Source organism: Amaricoccus tamworthensis (genome assembly GCF_049800875.1).
Classification (GTDB): Bacteria; Pseudomonadota; Alphaproteobacteria; order Rhodobacterales; family Rhodobacteraceae; genus Amaricoccus; species Amaricoccus tamworthensis.
The window spans coordinates 190,587-206,017 of the sequence record NZ_JBNAFV010000001.1 but is presented as its reverse complement, the minus strand read 5'-3'; the positions used below and the strand labels follow the sequence as shown (position 1 = coordinate 206,017).

Sequence of the window (15,431 nt, the reverse complement as noted above, 5' to 3'; positions counted from 1 at the left end):
ACCCGGCTTACCACTTACGCTCCAGGCGCTGGCGCAGGAAGATTGCGATGGCGTTCATGATTACCAGGAAAGCCAGAAGCACGATGATGGCACCGGATGCCCGTTCCACAAAAGCCGGATCAGCGCGCTGTGTAAAGTTGTATACCTGAACCGGCAGGCCGGTGGCCGGCTCGAAAAGACCGTCAGGCAGGGAGCCCGGGTGGTCACGGACGAAGGCCACCATGCCGATCAGAAGGAGCGGTGCGGTTTCACCCAGAGCCTGTGCAAGGCCAATGATGGTGCCCGTCAGGATGCCCGGTGCCGCGAGCGGCAGGACATGGTGGAAGATCGCCTGCATCTTGGAGGCGCCCACGCCGATTGCGGCTTCCTTGATCGATGGCGGTACCGATTTCAGGGAGGCGCGGGTGGAAATGATGATCGTGGGCAGGGTCATCAGCGTCAGCACCAGACCACCTACGATGGGGGCTGAGTTGGGCAGGTGCATGTAATTGATGAAGATTGCTAGGCCCAGGATACCGAACACGATTGACGGCACGGCAGCGAGGTTCGAGATGTTTACTTCAATGATATCGGTGATCCAGTTCTTCGGCGCGAATTCCTCAAGATAGATCGAGGCGGCCACACCGATGGGCAGGGCGAGGCAGAGCACGATCAGCATCATATAGGCCGAGCCCATGAGCGCCACGCCGATACCGGCGGCTTCGGGGCGGTTCTCGGAGGCGTCCGGGCCGGTGATGAAGTCCAGGTTGAAGCGTTTCTCCATCGCGCCGCTTTCCTGGAGCGCATCGGCGATATCGAGCTGGATCGGGTCGACTCGGCTGTCTGCGGCAGCGCTTTCGCGGTCAACGTTGCCCTTCAGGTACTGGTCGATCCGCGCGTTGGCGAGGAACTCGAACTCCACCGTCTCACCGATTTGCCCGGGGTTGCGGATAACATAGTCGCGCAGGGTGGCGGTTGCCGCGTCGGAGACCATGCCGGCGATGAGGTCCGGTGTGGCTTCCGGGACGGGGCCGGAGGCAAGCCGCTCGGCAAGGCCCGTCAGCGAGTCGTTGATCAGCGGCTTGTAGGCAAAGGTCAGAACCTTGCTGATGTCTTCCGGGTCGCGGTTGCCGTTCGGGTCAAGGGCTGCGGCATCCAGGGTAATGTCGGCCTTGATGAAGGTCTGGTTGAAGGCGGGGAGACCGCGCGACAGGATTGAGCCCAGAAGCATGATCAGGGCGAGGACACCAATGCCAACGGCAAGTTTGCCATAGAACTGGAAGCGTTTCTCGGCGGCGTTCCGGCGCTGGGTGCGGGACGGATCGCTGGTTGCGGGTGCGGCGGTAGCGGTTGCGTCGGTCATTCGTATTGCTCCCGGTACCGGCGCACGATGTAGAGGGCCAGCACATTCAGGCAGAGTGTGAGGAAGAAGAGTGTGATGCCGAGGGCGAAAGCCACGAGCGTCTCCGGCGAGGCGAAGTCCGTGTCACCGGTGAGCTGGCTCACGATTTTCACTGTCACCGTGGTCATGGCCTCAAACGGGTTGAGCGACATTCGCGCGGCGGCACCGGCGCCAAGAACCACAATCATGGTCTCACCGATGGCGCGGGAGGCGGCGAGCAGTATTGCACCGACGATGCCGGGGAGAGCGGCCGGGATGACAACGCGGCGGATGGTCTCGGATTGGGTCGCACCGAGGCCGAGCGAGCCGTCACGCATGGCGCGGGGCACGGCGTTGATGATGTCGTCGGAGAGGGATGAGACGAAGGGGATGAGCATGATGCCCATGACGAGGCCCGCGGTCATGACCGAGGCGCTGCTGTTGCCGAGGCCCATGGGCTGGGCGAACCAGTCGCGCAGGAGCGGACCCACGGTGATCAGGGCGAAGAGGCCGTAGACGATGGTCGGGATGCCGGCCAGAACCTCGATGGCGGGTTTCGCGAAGGAGCGGACGCGGGGAGACGCGTATTCCACGAGATAGATGGCGGAAAAGAGGCCGATGGGCACGGCGACGGCGAGGGCGATCAGGCTGACATAGATCGTACCCCAGAGCAGGGGGAGCATGCCCAGGTCGCTGTCACCGCGAAAATTCGGGGCCCAGTTCAGGCCGAAGAAAAATTCGGTCCAGCTGTACTGGCTGAAGAAGCGCCCGGTCTCAAACAGCATCGAGAACACAATCATGACCGTGGTCAGAATGGCGATGAGGGAGGCCGTGAACAGCAGGCCCTTGACCATCGCCTCGACGTAGTTGCGCGCGCGAAAGTCCTTGTCGATGCGCACGACGGTCAGCGCGAAGGCGGCGAGCGCGGCGGCGAGGGCTGCGATGGTAAGGAGTGCCGGGTTCGAGAAGACCTCGGCAAAGCTGCCGGCAAATTTAAGCAGAACGATGACGCAGACACCGGCGAGGAATGACGCGAGTGCCACGGACCAGCCATAATACCCGACAAGCGAGTGAAGCCCCAGCTGATTGCCATCAGCCGAGACGAGCGCTTTCTTTCTTCCGACAATGTATCCTGCGGCGCCGAGTGCGATCAGGATCCAAATTAGTAGTGAAACGGACATGTTCTCCCAACCACCGATCTAAATACAAAAAGACCGAAGCGCCCCGGTTGGGGGGCGCTTCGGGTGAATGGGCTATCAGGAGCCGAGGTCGGCGATTTTCGCCTGGGTTTCGGCAAGTTCCGGATCGGACACGAGGCCATAGGCCGCGAGCGGGCCGCTCGGTCCAGCAACAGCGTCGGATACGAAGAACTCGGCATACTCTTTAAGACCAGGGATCACGCCAACATGTGCCTGCTTCAGGTAGAAGTAGAGCGGACGGGATACCGGGTATTCGCCGGTCGAGATCGACTCGGTGGAGGGTACGACATCGTTAATGGTCGCGACCTTCAGCTTGTCGGTGTTGTTCTCGTAGAATGCGAGACCAAAGACGCCGATGCCGTTCGGGTTGGATTCGATGCGGGCGAGCGTTTCGGTGTAGTCGCCGTCGATGTCTACGGAGAGACCGTCGGTGCGGACCGCCATGCAGGCGCTCTCGGCCGCGTCCTCGTCACCACCGTTGATCTCAAGGATCTGTTCCATGGCGCCGGAGTCCTCGCAGCCCTGGAGGATCACTTTTTCCTCGAAGACTTCGCGGGTACCGTGCTTGGTGCCGGGGATGAAGGCCAGGATTTCGGAGTCCGGCAGGGATTCGTCAACGCTGGTCCAGTTGGTGTTCGGGTTGGCGACCATTGCGCCATCCTGGGGCAGTTCGGCTGCGAGAGCGTTGTACCACTGGGCCGGGGTGAAGGCGGTGAAATCGGGGCCGTCGGATTTGGAGGCGAAGACGATGCCGTCGTATCCAATGCGGACTTCCATGATGTCGGTTACGCCGGCTTCGGCGCAGGCGGCAACCTCGGCTTCACGGATGGCGCGGGAGGAGTTTGCGATGTCGATGGTGTTCTCACCAACGCCTTCGCAGAATTTTTTGAGGCCGGCGGAGGAGCCACCGGATTCAACGACGGGCGACGGGTAGTCAAAGTTTTCACCGAACGCCTCTGCAACGATGGACGCGTAGGGCAGAACAGTCGACGAACCGGCGACCTGGATCTGGTCACGGGACTGTGCAAAGGCGGAGGTTGCGGAGATTGCCATCACGGTCGCAACCGCGGTGCCTGCAAAAAGGCCGGATTTCATAGTATTTCCTCTCTGACGATGGTTAGTCAGTTTTCGTTCAAACGTAAGCGCATCAAGCACCCGTTCCATGCCGGAACCTAGGGTTTCCGGGTGTCGGTAATATTGCGAAATGATGTTGGTTTTATGACAGTTTATGTGGCTGTAATTATTGAATAAAGATTTTTTGGTTAATAAGGTGTTACCAAATGTGACCCGAAAACGCGGGTTTTTTGAACCATTGGGTCCACGAATCCCCGAAAGTGGCGTTCACGTGAACATGGCCACCCCAAGCGCTTTGAAACAGGCCTGCATCCCGTCGAAAAGCCATCGTTAGGGACTGATAATGTGGGGGTTTCCGGATCGGTGATGGCGGGCAATTGCGATAAATTGAGGGTATTCGGTGCTCAAATCCCTGTGGGCTGGCGTGATTTTCTAACCGTGGACTAACGATTGCGCGGCAGATTGGGGCCTTCTGTCCGCACGGAGAATCCGAATGGTCACGCCGGGGCCCGGTCACATTGTCATATTCACGGCGGCTTGGCTGCTGGGGCTTGGCTTTGGCCAGGTGCGGGCCGAGCCGGACGGGGCCGCGATCTGTGAGCGTGCCATTGCGCGTGGTGCCGGTGTGGCGGGCGTGCCGGGTGAGGTGCTGCATTCGATTTCGCTGACGGAAACGGGGCGGATGCGCGACGGTCGCTTGCGACCGTGGCCCTGGGCGATCAACCGGGAGGGCGAAAGCTTCTGGTTTGACAGCCGGGAGGAGGCGCTGGCCTTCGCGCGGAAAAGCGTGGCCGCCGGGCGCAACAGTTTCGATGTGGGCTGTTTTCAGATCAACTATCACTGGCACGGGGAGAACTTCTCGACACTCGAGGAGATGTTCGACCCGGATGTCGGTGCGCGCTATGCGGCGGAGTTTCTGAGCGCGCTGCATATGGAAAAAGGCGACTGGTCCCTTGCGGCCGGGGCGTATCATTCCCGCACGCCGGAACACGCGACGCGGTACAGGACGCGGTTTGACAGGATCCTGTCCCGTCTGGATGGCAGCGAACTTCGCATGGCGCAGGTGGTAGAGTCGCGGAAGAAGACGCGCAAACGGCTGGGGTCCAAACCGCTTATCATTCGTGTTGAACCGGCTGCGACGGATGATGACGCGACTGGGACCGGGCGGGTTCGGATCGCCGTCATTCGCAATGGAGAGGAGCGGATTGAGGAGCTGATGCGGGTCGCGGTGCCACAACAGCCGTGAAATACCGGATATTGGTCGGTAATTTCGAAAGCACTGATTGACAGCCGTTGCGGCGTGCCGTTTTGCTCGTGCTCCGTTCTGGGAAGGGGCTGCACGTGTTTGGATTTCCTCCGGCTTACGCGGGGATGACTGTTGGTCTGCTGGGTGGGTCATTCGATCCGGCCCATGCGGGTCATGTGCACATTACCCGCTGGGCGTTGAAATCCTTTGGTCTGAGCCAGGTCTGGTGGCTGGTCAGTCCGGGCAATCCGCTGAAAGCCAATGCTCCGGCGGCGTCCGGGCGCAGGCTGCGCCGGGCGCGGGAGATCATGCAGCATCCGCGGGTGGTGGTGACGGATCTGGAGAGCCGGATGGGGACGCGCTACACGGCGGCGACGCTGTCGGGGCTGCGCCAGCGCTATCCGGGTGTGCGGTTTGTCTGGCTGATGGGCGCGGACAACATGCAGGGCTTTCACCGCTGGGACCGCTGGGACTGGATTATGGAGAACTTCCCGGTGGGGGTACTGGGCCGGCCCGGCGATCAGATTGCCGCCGGTCTGTCGCCCGCGGCGCGGCGCTTTGCCACGCGCAGGCTGGGCCGGGAACAGGCGGAGGCGCTGCCGCATATGGCGGCGCCGTGCTGGACGCTGCTGACGGGGCGGATGCTGGACCTGTCATCGAGCGAGTTGCGCCGCAGCGGAGCGTGGCGGAAGTAGCGCACCGGACGGGTGATTGCGGCCAGGACCAGGTTTCCTGGACATTTCGCTCGAAATGATTTTTAATAGTAAACCCAAACAGATGGACGCGTGTTCTATGACAGGGTCATTGCCGAATATCCTGGGTTTCTTTCGTCCTGCCGCGGTCGGGCTGGGCTGCGCCCTGTTCTGCGCGCCGGTACCGGGCGTTACGCAGGTGCGGGACGGTCTGCCGGAGGTTCTGGCCGGGTCAGCCGTTGGCGACGTGACGGGTTATGCGCTGGCGGATACGCGGGACGGGCGGTGGATCGACGCGTATGGCGAGACCGGGGCGCGGGTTCCGGCGTCGGTTTTGAAGATTGTCACGGCGCTATACGGGCTGGATGTGCTGGGGCCGAACTACCGGTTTTCGACCAGCGTTCTGGCGACCGGGCCGGTGGAGGACGGGGTTCTGTCCGGTGATCTGGTTCTGGTGGGCGGCGGTGATCCGGCGCTGGATGCGAATGACCTCAAGGAGATTGTTGCGGACCTGGCCGAGGCGCGGCTGTCCAAAGTTGAGGGGCGGTTCGTTGTGGTGACGGGAGCCTTGCCGGAACTTGCGGTGATCGAGCCGGATCAGCCGCTGCATGTTGGATACAACCCTGCGATTTCGGGGCTGAACCTGAATTTCAACCGGGTGCGGCTGACTTGGATTGCCGGGGAGGACGGGCCGGTCTTTGGCTTCGGGGCGCCTGGGACCGGGTTTGAGGTTCTGGTTGAGGGCGTGGCCGGGGAACTGGGCGAGGAGAGTCCGCCGCGGCACCGGGTTGAGGACGGCCGCGAGGTCTGGACGCTCGATGCCGGTAAGATGCGGCGTGACGGGGCGGTCTGGCTGCCGGTGCGCGATGCGGCGAAATACGCGGCGGAGGTTTTTGCGAGTCTGGCCGGAGAGCAGGGGATTGAGCTGCCGGAACCGGAGTTTGTGGCGGAGGCGCCGGAGGGTGAGGTTCTGGTGGAGCATTTGGGCGCACCTCTCATTGATGTGTTGCGCGGGATGCTGCGCTATTCCACCAATCTGACGGCGGAGGTTGTGGGGCTTCAGGCTGCGAAGGAAAACGGTGAGGCGCCTTTGAGGTTGGAGGAGTCGGCGCTGGCGATGACTGCCTGGGCGCGGGAGAGGTATGGGCTGGAGGACGCGGTTTTTATTGACCATTCCGGCCTGTCGGACCGGTCGCGGTGGAGCGCGGAGGAAACGGTTGAGGTGTTGCTGGCGGAATCGGGGCGTTTGCCTCTGATCCTGCCGCTGCGTCCCATGCCTGGCGGGATTGAGGATGCGCCGGATGGGGCGTTTGTGGCTGCAAAGACCGGCACGATCTATTTCAGCAGCGGTCTGGCCGGGTATCTGGGCGATGCGGAGCGGAGCCTTGCCTTTGCGGTCTATTCCTCGGAGCCGGAGCGGCGGGAGGGGATCGACACGTTCTCCGGCGAGCCGCCGGCGGGGGCGCGGGTCTGGGGCAACCGGGCGCGGGAACTGCAGAAGAATCTGCTGACCGCGTGGTTTGCGGCGGAGATGCCGCCATTGCCCCTGCGGCCAATGCCGCGGCCCTGATTTTTCCTTCACGACGCGCATGTTGCGGGCGGGCTTTCCGTAACGTCAGGTGAGGACCCGGGGAACCCGTGGGGGGACCCGGCGTTGGTTAACGCGAAGTTGGGGAGGGATGGCCCCTGCTTTGTCGCGGAAACTGACGAGGACATGTTGCCATGGAGCTTGACCCGAAGACCGATCTGACTTTCACAAGAACCCTGCCGGTGCCACGGGATGTGGTTTGGGACTGCTGGACCAGTCCGGAGCACATACCCCATTTTTTCGTTCCCAGACCGCACCGGGTGACCGGGTGCGAGATTGATTTGCAGGTGGGTGGTCGGTTCAACACGGTCTTCGAGGTGGATGGCAGGGAAATGCGCAATACCGGTGTTTATCTCGACATTATTGAGGGACGTCGGCTGGTGTTTACGGATGCCTTCATGGAGGGCTGGAAGCCCGCGCCGGAGCCGTTCATGACCGTGATGCTGGACCTGTCGGACGCACCGGAAGGCGGGACGGTGTATACTGTGACCGCGCGGCACAGGTCCGAGGAGGCCCGAGCGACCCATGAGGATATGGGGTTTTTTGCGGGCTGGGGGACGGTGGCGGACCAGCTGGTGGAATACGCCCATACACGTTGACCCGTTGGACGGTCCGGTATGATTTGGGTTGGGAGGCGGTCTTTCGGCGCGGGCTTCAGAAATTTTAAATGTCGTTGATGCTCCAGTTGTTCTCGCCTTGGGCGGAAGCTTCGGGTAAGGACGGTTACCCGGTCGGGCCCAGAGGAGGGTTTGGCCTGAACTGAAAAGCTGGAGCCGCTTTCGTAATGAATGACATGAGACAGCGGTTTGCTGCTGATACTGCCGTAGTTGTTGAACCCCGTGACTGGTTGCGCGTTCTGGCGCAGTACCGTGATCCAAGTACCAAACGTAGTGTGTTTGAACTGACGGTGACGTTCGTGCCGTTTGTCATTCTCTTTGCTGTGGCCTGGTGGGCGGCGACGGTCAGCCCGTGGCTGGCTCTGGCGATTTCCGCCATGAACTCGGGGTTTCTGCTGCGGCTCTTCACCATTCAGCATGACTGCGGGCACGGGTCGTTTTTTCGCGAGCGGCAGGTCAATGACTGGATCGGGCGGATCATCGGGGTTCTGACCCTGACGCCTTATGACGTGTGGCGGCGGGGGCATTCGATCCACCATTCGGGGTCGGGCAACCTCGATAAGCGCGGGATCGGTGACATCTTTACCATGACGGCGCGGGAGTTTCGGGAGGCGTCTGGCTGGGACCGGCTGGTGTACCGGGCGTACCGGCATCCGCTGACGCTGTTCCTGATCGGGCCGGTGTATATTTTCGGGATTCAGAACCGGCTGCCCGTGGGGTTCTTCACCGCCGGTCGCAAGTACTGGATCAGCGCTATGGGGACCAATGCAGCGATTGTCGCGCTGTCGGCCGTGGCGATTTACTTCATGGGCTGGCAGACGTTCCTGCTGGTCTGCGTTCCCACAACGCTTCTGGCCGCGGCGGCGGGCATGTGGCTTTTCTACGTGCAGCATCAGTTTGAGGAAACGGTCTGGGACGAGGATGGTGAGTGGGACATGCATGAGGCGGCGCTGCACGGCAGTTCGTACTATGTCATGCCCCGGTTTTTGCAGTGGATGACCGGTAATATCGGCGTGCATCATGTGCATCATCTCTACAGCCGTATTCCGTTCTACCGGCTGACCGAGGTGCTGCGCGATCATCCGCAACTGGCGCAGATGCGACGCATGACCATTCGGGACAGCCTGAAATGCGTGCGTCTCAACCTGTGGTGCGAGACGTCGCGGAAGCTGATTTCCTTTCGGGAGCTTTCGAAATAGGGGCTGAATCGGCTTCTGATGAAGTCTTTGCGGTTGAACTCGAAAAACGGCTTCCCCTGCCGGGTTAAATTTGCACACTCATACCAATAATAAAATTTTGGGAGGGATTGGCATGCTCGAAACGGCAGGTGACGTTCAGGTCACTGAGTTTCTGGACACGTTCGGTGTGGCGCTTGAGGCCGGTGACGTGGAGGCCGCCGTGGCGCTGTTTCAGCCTGACGGTTACTGGCGCGACCTGGTCAGTTTCACCTGGAACATCAAAACCATGGAAGGGGCCGATCAGGTCCGTGACATGCTGGTCAACCAGTTGCCGTGGATCCGCCCGACGAACTGGCGTCTGGCCGAGGGCGAGGAGGTGACCGTCGAGGATGAAGGCACGATCTGTGCCTGGGTGTCGTTTGAGACGGCCGTGGGCCGGGGCTACGGGCATCTGCGGCTTCGGGATGGGCAGATCTGGACGCTTCTGACGACGATGGCGGAACTCAAAGGGTTTGAGGAGCCGGTGGACGGGAACCGGCCGCTCGGTGCGAAACATGGCGTGGACCGGCACCAGCTGACCTGGAAGGAGGGGCTGGAAAAGGAGCAGGCCGAGCTTGGTTACGGGGTGCAGCCCTATACGGTTATTATTGGCGGTGGTCAGGGCGGTATCGCGCTGGGGGCGCGGCTGCGGCAGTTGGGCGTGCCGACGATCATTGTGGAGAAGAACGACCGGCCGGGCGACAGCTGGCGCAAGCGGTACAAGTCGCTCTGTCTTCATGATCCGGTCTGGTATGACCATCTGCCCTATGTGCAGTTTCCGCGGAACTGGCCGGTTTATGCGCCGAAGGACAAAATCGGCGACTGGCTGGAAATGTATACCCGCATCATGGAGCTGAATTACTGGACCCGCTCGACCGTGGAACGCGCCGAGTTTGACGGGGCCGCGAAGGAATGGACGGTCACCGTTGACCGGGATGGCGAGCTGGCTGTTCTGCGTCCCAAACAGCTCGTGTTCGCGACCGGTATGGCCGGAAAACCCAATATCCCCGATTTCCCGGGCATGGAAACGTTTAAGGGCGATCAGCATCATTCCAGCCAGCATCCGGGGCCGGATGCGTTTGTCGGGAAGAAGGTCGCGGTGATCGGGTCGAACAATTCCGCCCATGACATCTGCGCGGCCCTTTGGGAGCATGATGTGGACGTCACCATGGTGCAGCGGTCCTCGACGCATGTGGTTCGGTCGGAACCTTTGTTCGATTTCGGAATGCGGGATCTCTATTCCGAGGAGGCGATGGCCGGGGGGATCACGACGGAGAAGGCGGACCTTATATTTGCTTCCGTGCCCTATGCGATTGCCCATGAGGCACAGATCCCGATGTACGAGAAAATCCGTGCGGAGGACGCGGAGTTTTATGCGGGACTGGAAAAGGCCGGGTTCCAGCTGGATTTCGGAGCGGACGAGTCCGGGCTGATGATGAAGTATCTGCGGCGCGGGTCGGGCTATTATATAGACGTGGGGGCGAGCCAGCTTGTCATCGACGGGAAGATCAAGCTGAAATCCGGTCAGGTGACGGAAATCGTTGAGGACGGTCTGTTGATGGATGACGGGACAAAGCTGGAGGCGGATGTGATTGTTTATGCCACCGGTTATGGCTCGATGAACGGCTGGGTGGCTGACCTGATCGACCGGGAGACCGCGGATAGGGTCGGCAAGGTCTGGGGGCTCGGGTCGGACACGCCGAAGGATCCGGGACCGTGGGAAGGTGAGTTGCGCAACATGTGGAAGCCGACGCAGCAGGAGGCGCTGTGGTTTCAGGGCGGCAACCTGCACCAGTCGCGGCACTACTCACAGTTCCTTGCGTTGCAGCTGAAAGCCCGCATGGAGGGGATCGAGACGCCGGTTTATGGTTTGCAGGAAAGCCATCACACCGGGCGTCCGGCGGAAGATGAGGTGCCGAAACCGGCGCGGCTTGAGCAGGACGCGGATCTGCTGGCGCAGAGCTGATCCGGGGGATCGGAAAGGGCGGCGCGACATGCCGCCTTTTGTCGTTTTGGATCAGTCGGCGGCCGGGAGCCTGCGGTGGCGGGCGGCGCTGCCACGCTCTATGGCGGCGGCGTGAAGGCGGTCGAGGTTGAGTTCGAACCGCAGTTCCTCAAGAAAGCGCAGTTCGGCCTGGAAGGCGTGCCCATCGGCGGCGGCCACGTCACAGGCGAGCGCGTAGGCCGTTTCCTGGAGCGGTGCGGGCAGGGCCTCGCGCACGAGGCCGAAGAGGGCGTCGAGGCCGTCCTCCTCGGAGAAGAGATCGAATACGGTGCGGGCGATGGTGCCGATGCGGTCGCGGTCGAAATCATCGAACACGGGCAGGGTTTCGATCATGCGGCTGATCGAGAGCAGTTCCCTGTTCGACATGGCCTCGTCAGAGGCGGAGACGGCCACCATGATGGCGACGAGGGCGTCCTGGGTGGACAGTGCGGGCGGGTTGAGATCCGAGACCATGGGGTGTTCCGTTTGCTGATCCGGTTGGATGACCTGCTTGTATTGACCGCATTGCCGCTCGGCAATAGGAAGCGTGCGAACCGATGGACGGTTCGTGATTACCGGGACACCTGATAAAATGGACAATCTTCGCGCTGCTGCTGAAACTTCAAAGGCCTGGCCCTTTCAGGAGGCGCGCGCCCTTGCCAAACGGTACGCCAAGGCACCGCCCGAAAAGGGGTATGTCCTGTTTGAGACGGGGTATGGTCCGTCCGGTCTTCCCCATATCGGGACCTTCGGTGAGGTGGCCCGCACCACAATGATCCGACGTGCCTTCGAGGCGCTGACGGATATTCCGACGCGGCTGATCTGCTTTTCCGATGACCTGGACGGCATGCGTAAAGTGCCCGACAATGTGCCGAATACGGAGATGCTGCGGGAGCATTTGCAGAAGCCGCTGACCTCCGTGCCGGATCCGTTTGGGGAGTTTGAGAGCTTCGGGCATCACAACAACGCGATGCTGCGCCGGTTCCTCGATACCTTTGGGTTTGAGTACGAGTTCATTTCGGCCACGGATTTCTATAAAACCGGTCAGTTCGATGACGTGCTTCGCCGGGCCGCGGAGCGGTATGACGACATCATGAAGGTGATGCTGAAATCCCTGCGGGAGGAGCGGCAGCAGACCTATTCCTGTTTCCTGCCGATCCATCCGGAGACCGGCCGGGTGCTCTATGTGCCGATGAAGCATGTGGACGGTGCTGCGGGGACGGTGACGTTTGATGACGAGACCGGGCGCGAATGGACGCTGCCGGTGACGGGTGGCAATGTTAAGCTGCAGTGGAAGCCGGATTTCGGGGCCCGCTGGGCCGCGCTTGACGTTGATTTTGAGATGTACGGCAAGGACCACAGCTCCAACACCGTGATCTATGACAGCATTTGCCGCATCCTTGGGGGGAAGGCGCCGGAGCACTTCGTCTATGAGCTGTTTCTGGACGAGAATGGTCAGAAGATTTCGAAATCGACCGGCAACGGCATTTCGATTGATGAGTGGCTGACCTATGCCAGCGCGGAGTCGCTGTCGTATTTTATGTTCCAGAAGCCGAAGACGGCCAAGCGGATGTATTTTGACGTGATCCCGAAGGCGGTGGATGAATACCACCAGCAGCTTCGCGCGTATCCAGGGCAGGAGACCGATCAGGCGGTGGCCAATCCGGTCTGGCACATTCATGGCGGAACGCCGCCGGCATCGGATATGGTCGTGCCGTTCTCGATGCTGCTGAACCTTGCGTCGGCTGCAAATGCGGAGGACCGGGAGGTTCTGTGGGGCTTCATTCGGAAATATGCGCCGGACGCGAACCCGGAGAGCCATCCGGGTCTCGATGCGGCCGCGGGTCATGCGGTGCGGTATTTCCATGACTTCGTGAAACCCGCGAAGGAGTATCGTGAGCCCACCCAAATGGAGCGGGCGGCGCTGGGTGATCTGCGCGACCGTTTGGCGGGTCTGAGCGGGGAGCAGGACGCCGAATCGCTTCAGAGCCTGGTCTTTGCTGTGGGCAAGGAGCATGGATTTGAGCCGCTGCGCGCCTGGTTTGGCGCAATTTACGAGGTCCTTTTGGGGGCGAAACAGGGGCCGAGATTCGGTGGGTTCATCTCCCTTTACGGAATTTCGGAAACCGTTGCCCTGATCGACAGCGCACTCGCTGGCGGGTTCGTCAACTAGGAGTAGAAGGGCGTATTCGCCCGGGGTATATACCAGCAAGGCCGCCGGTGGAGTTTGCGGGCGGCCTGTCCTTTTCACTGAAATTCGACGTATCATCCCAGGGTTGAAAGATCGGCGATGCCCGGATGGTTAACGGTATGTTAACCAAAAGTTTCGAATTTATTACAAAATAGCCGAAGCCAATCCGTCCAGTTCCAGCCAGAGACAGCCGGGGTTGACCCAGGGGTGTGTGATGTTGTCCAAATATTCAAATGTAGTGCCTTTTCGCAGGGTTGTCCCTATGGCTGTCGCCAGTTCCATGGAACTTGACCTGATGCCACCACGGTTTTCCGAGGGTCTTTATGACTGGTCCCCGGGAAATGGTTTGCCGGATGATGGCTGCTATGCGGAACGCGGCGGTGCTCGTATTGCGCAGGGTGATCCGGAGTTTGGGAGCTGTCTTGAACTGCGGAAATCCGAAAAAATTCAGCGTTTGAGATACATGGGCGAGATGCCTTACCGCGAGGGCAGCTACCTCCGCGTGTATACCCGTATCCGTCCGGTTTCCGGGTCCGGTTTTGACGCGCGTATTGGTGCCTGGCCCGGTGGCATGGGCGCGGTGCGGGTCGACGGGCTGCGGGAGAGCGGTCCGGTGGTCGCCGTGGATGATGATGAGGTCGTCGAGGTCAGTGCGGTGATCGGGCCGGAGAAGCTGCCCGGTGTCGATATGGTCTGGGACGGCCGCGTGATGTTTGGTCACGTAGGCGTCGACTTTATCGGGGATGGTGGCTCGGTCCTGCGGGTCGAGGATCTGTCAGTGACGGACGTGACCGAGGAAATTACGGGCGAACTGCGCACAATGCCTGGATTTACCGCGATGGATTATTCCAGATAAATTTGGTTTCCGCGACGGACCGGATGGCCCGCCGCAGGTAGTCCGCTATCGGGGCGGGTGCCCCGGTGTTCCCTAGAACGGAATTTCGTCGTCGAGGTCACCGGCCGGGTTGCCGCCGCCGCCCTGGCTTCCGCCGCCGTAGCCGCCACCACCCTGGCTGCCGCCGCTGTAACCGCCGCCGCCGTCCTGGCTGTAGCCGCCACCGCCACCGCCTTCGCCGCGACCGTCAAGCAGGGTCAGTTCGCTACGGAAGGGACGCAGGGCGACCTCGGTGCTGTAGCGGTCCTGACCGCTCTGATCCTGCCATTTGCGGGTCTCAAGCTGGCCTTCGAGATAGACCTTCGAGCCCTTGCGCAGATACTGTTCGGCAATGCGGCCCAGTGGCTCGTTATAGATGGCGACCGAGTGCCATTCGGTGCGCTCGCGGTTTTCGCCGGTGTTGCGGTCACGCCAGCGTTCCGAGGTGGCGATGCGCAGGTTCACGACCTTGCCGCCACTGGGAAATGTGCGTGATTCCGGGTCACGGCCGAGATTGCCGACCAAAATCACCTTGTTTACACTACCCGCCATTCGTGAGCCTCCTTGCTGGGCATATCCGTATTATCAAGCGTTTTTCTCAACCATTGGTTGTCTCCAATCGTCGAGGCTGCGCCGTTTTAGGGTTTATGTGCGCCAATGAAAAGTCAAAGGCTGACAACGGAACCGTTTTTTGGCATAAATCGCGCGGAGCCGGGACACACCGGCGTGACGACGGAACCTGGGCAGGGATTGGGACAGTTGAGTTACTGGCGGTTATCTGTGTTTGCGGCGGCATTTGTGTCGCTGGCGGGTGGTGCATATGCGCAGGCGGAACTGAGCCGGTTGCTGTCTAACCGGTCGGGACTTTCATCCGAGTATCGTGATCTGATTCGCGCACCCGTTCCCGGGGCGCTCAAGGGACAGCCGAGGGCGCCATCGTCGATCTCTGAAGGTGACTGGACCATTCCGACCTATACCGGTGCGCGGGGCGTGTATCAGGACATGGCCCGCATCGCCGCGCGGCGGAACAATGTGCCGGAGGATCTGTTCCTGCGCCTCGTCAAGCAGGAATCGAATTTCCGGCCAGCCGCGCGGTCGCACAAGGGCGCGATCGGGCTGGCGCAGCTGATGCCACAAACCGCGCGTTCGCTTGGGGTTAACCCCCATGACCCGCGCCAGAACCTGGAAGGCGGGGCGCGGTATCTCAGCCAGCAGTACCGCAAGTTTGGCACGTGGCGTCTGGCTCTTGCCGCGTATAACGCGGGGCCGGGGGCTGTGGAGCGTTACCGCGGTGTGCCGCCCTACAAGGAAACCCAGAACTACGTGCGACGGATTCTCGGCCGCTGATTTGGCAATGTACTGCTGGTGGCCTTGAAACCACTTGCGGAT

Annotated in this window: 14 protein-coding genes; 9 read left to right on the top strand and 5 right to left on the bottom strand. The window is 61.2% G+C overall.

The genetic code is table 11. From position 1 onward, the window contains the following. Positions 1-7: 7 nt before the first annotated feature. The 3 genes from pstA to ACP15P_RS01015 form a co-directional block, all read right to left on the bottom strand. Positions 8-1,342 carry a phosphate ABC transporter permease PstA gene (gene pstA / locus ACP15P_RS01025; protein ID WP_424926629.1) on the bottom strand — a complete coding sequence of 445 codons (1,335 nt, stop codon included), beginning with the start codon at positions 1,340-1,342 and terminating at the stop codon, positions 8-10. Continuing rightward, positions 1,339-2,541, bottom strand: a complete 1,203-nt coding sequence (gene pstC, locus ACP15P_RS01020; RefSeq protein WP_424926628.1) for a phosphate ABC transporter permease subunit PstC — start codon at positions 2,539-2,541, stop codon at positions 1,339-1,341. Before pstC ends, pstA begins: the two co-directional genes overlap by 4 nt. 75 nt (positions 2,542-2,616) lie before the next feature. Next, positions 2,617-3,654 carry a substrate-binding domain-containing protein gene (locus ACP15P_RS01015; protein WP_424926627.1) on the bottom strand — a complete coding sequence of 346 codons (1,038 nt, stop codon included), beginning with the start codon at positions 3,652-3,654 and terminating at the stop codon, positions 2,617-2,619. Positions 3,655-4,126: 472 nt separating this feature from the next. On the opposite strand from ACP15P_RS01015, the gene ACP15P_RS01010 reads away from it, so the two are divergent. The 6 genes from ACP15P_RS01010 to ACP15P_RS00985 all read left to right on the top strand — a co-directional run bounded on the left by ACP15P_RS01010 (position 4,127) and on the right by ACP15P_RS00985 (position 10,959). Further along, positions 4,127-4,879 (top strand): lysozyme family protein, encoded by a 753-nt coding sequence (locus ACP15P_RS01010; RefSeq protein WP_424926626.1) that lies wholly within the window; start codon positions 4,127-4,129, stop codon positions 4,877-4,879. Positions 4,880-5,004: 125 nt separating this feature from the next. Next, a complete protein-coding gene (locus tag ACP15P_RS01005) occupies positions 5,005-5,574 on the top strand; it encodes a nicotinate-nucleotide adenylyltransferase (protein ID WP_424927283.1) in 570 nt (189 codons plus the stop codon). A 97-nt stretch (positions 5,575-5,671) separates the two neighbouring features. Then, positions 5,672-7,141: a D-alanyl-D-alanine carboxypeptidase/D-alanyl-D-alanine endopeptidase gene (gene dacB / locus ACP15P_RS01000; protein ID WP_424926625.1), complete on the top strand. Its 1,470-nt coding sequence runs from the start codon at positions 5,672-5,674 to the stop codon at positions 7,139-7,141. Positions 7,142-7,293: 152 nt separating this feature from the next. Next, complete coding sequence (locus ACP15P_RS00995) at positions 7,294-7,758, top strand: SRPBCC family protein (protein ID WP_424926624.1); 465 nt, start codon at positions 7,294-7,296, stop codon at positions 7,756-7,758. 185 nt (positions 7,759-7,943) lie between these two features. Beyond that, complete coding sequence (locus ACP15P_RS00990; protein WP_424926623.1) at positions 7,944-8,975, top strand: fatty acid desaturase; 1,032 nt, start codon at positions 7,944-7,946, stop codon at positions 8,973-8,975. A 112-nt stretch (positions 8,976-9,087) separates the two neighbouring features. Then, entirely contained in the window at positions 9,088-10,959 is a 1,872-nt protein-coding gene (locus ACP15P_RS00985; RefSeq protein ID WP_424926622.1) for an NAD(P)/FAD-dependent oxidoreductase, read from the top strand. A 51-nt stretch (positions 10,960-11,010) separates the two neighbouring features. On the opposite strand, the gene ACP15P_RS00980 is transcribed toward ACP15P_RS00985, so the two are convergent. Continuing rightward, positions 11,011-11,451, bottom strand: a complete 441-nt coding sequence (locus tag ACP15P_RS00980) for a tellurite resistance TerB family protein (RefSeq protein ID WP_424926621.1) — start codon at positions 11,449-11,451, stop codon at positions 11,011-11,013. A 118-nt stretch (positions 11,452-11,569) separates the two neighbouring features. Here ACP15P_RS00980 and ACP15P_RS00975 point away from each other — a divergent pair, with 118 nt between their 5' ends. Next, the gene (locus tag ACP15P_RS00975; RefSeq protein WP_424926620.1) at positions 11,570-13,150 is read left to right on the top strand and encodes a lysine--tRNA ligase; all 1,581 of its coding nucleotides are present in this window, start codon (positions 11,570-11,572) and stop codon (positions 13,148-13,150) included. A gap of 280 nt (positions 13,151-13,430) precedes the next feature. Beyond that, positions 13,431-14,024 (top strand): hypothetical protein, encoded by a 594-nt coding sequence (locus ACP15P_RS00970; RefSeq protein ID WP_424926619.1) that lies wholly within the window; start codon positions 13,431-13,433, stop codon positions 14,022-14,024. A gap of 72 nt (positions 14,025-14,096) precedes the next feature. Here the strand turns inward: ACP15P_RS00970 and ssb are convergent, their stop codons facing one another. Then, the gene (gene ssb / locus ACP15P_RS00965) at positions 14,097-14,594 is read right to left on the bottom strand and encodes a single-stranded DNA-binding protein (protein ID WP_424926618.1); all 498 of its coding nucleotides are present in this window, start codon (positions 14,592-14,594) and stop codon (positions 14,097-14,099) included. A gap of 174 nt (positions 14,595-14,768) precedes the next feature. On the opposite strand from ssb, the gene ACP15P_RS00960 reads away from it, so the two are divergent. Continuing rightward, positions 14,769-15,389 (top strand): lytic transglycosylase domain-containing protein, encoded by a 621-nt coding sequence (locus ACP15P_RS00960; protein WP_424926617.1) that lies wholly within the window; start codon positions 14,769-14,771, stop codon positions 15,387-15,389. Positions 15,390-15,431: the final 42 nt, after the last annotated feature.

What these genes read in the sequence shown, in the direction of transcription:
- pstA (WP_424926629.1), bottom strand. Translation starts at nt 1,342, where the DNA reads ATGACCGACGCAACCGCTACCGCCGCACCCGCAACCAGCGATCCGTCC.
- pstC (WP_424926628.1), bottom strand. Translation starts at nt 2,541, where the DNA reads ATGTCCGTTTCACTACTAATTTGGATCCTGATCGCACTCGGCGCCGCA.
- ACP15P_RS01015 (WP_424926627.1), bottom strand. Translation starts at nt 3,654, where the DNA reads ATGAAATCCGGCCTTTTTGCAGGCACCGCGGTTGCGACCGTGATGGCA.
- ACP15P_RS01010 (WP_424926626.1), top strand. Translation starts at nt 4,127, where the DNA reads ATGGTCACGCCGGGGCCCGGTCACATTGTCATATTCACGGCGGCTTGG.
- ACP15P_RS01005 (WP_424927283.1), top strand. Translation starts at nt 5,005, where the DNA reads ATGACTGTTGGTCTGCTGGGTGGGTCATTCGATCCGGCCCATGCGGGT.
- dacB (WP_424926625.1), top strand. Translation starts at nt 5,672, where the DNA reads ATGACAGGGTCATTGCCGAATATCCTGGGTTTCTTTCGTCCTGCCGCG.
- ACP15P_RS00995 (WP_424926624.1), top strand. Translation starts at nt 7,294, where the DNA reads ATGGAGCTTGACCCGAAGACCGATCTGACTTTCACAAGAACCCTGCCG.
- ACP15P_RS00990 (WP_424926623.1), top strand. Translation starts at nt 7,944, where the DNA reads ATGAATGACATGAGACAGCGGTTTGCTGCTGATACTGCCGTAGTTGTT.
- ACP15P_RS00985 (WP_424926622.1), top strand. Translation starts at nt 9,088, where the DNA reads ATGCTCGAAACGGCAGGTGACGTTCAGGTCACTGAGTTTCTGGACACG.
- ACP15P_RS00980 (WP_424926621.1), bottom strand. Translation starts at nt 11,451, where the DNA reads ATGGTCTCGGATCTCAACCCGCCCGCACTGTCCACCCAGGACGCCCTC.
- ACP15P_RS00975 (WP_424926620.1), top strand. Translation starts at nt 11,570, where the DNA reads ATGGACAATCTTCGCGCTGCTGCTGAAACTTCAAAGGCCTGGCCCTTT.
- ACP15P_RS00970 (WP_424926619.1), top strand. Translation starts at nt 13,431, where the DNA reads ATGGCTGTCGCCAGTTCCATGGAACTTGACCTGATGCCACCACGGTTT.
- ssb (WP_424926618.1), bottom strand. Translation starts at nt 14,594, where the DNA reads ATGGCGGGTAGTGTAAACAAGGTGATTTTGGTCGGCAATCTCGGCCGT.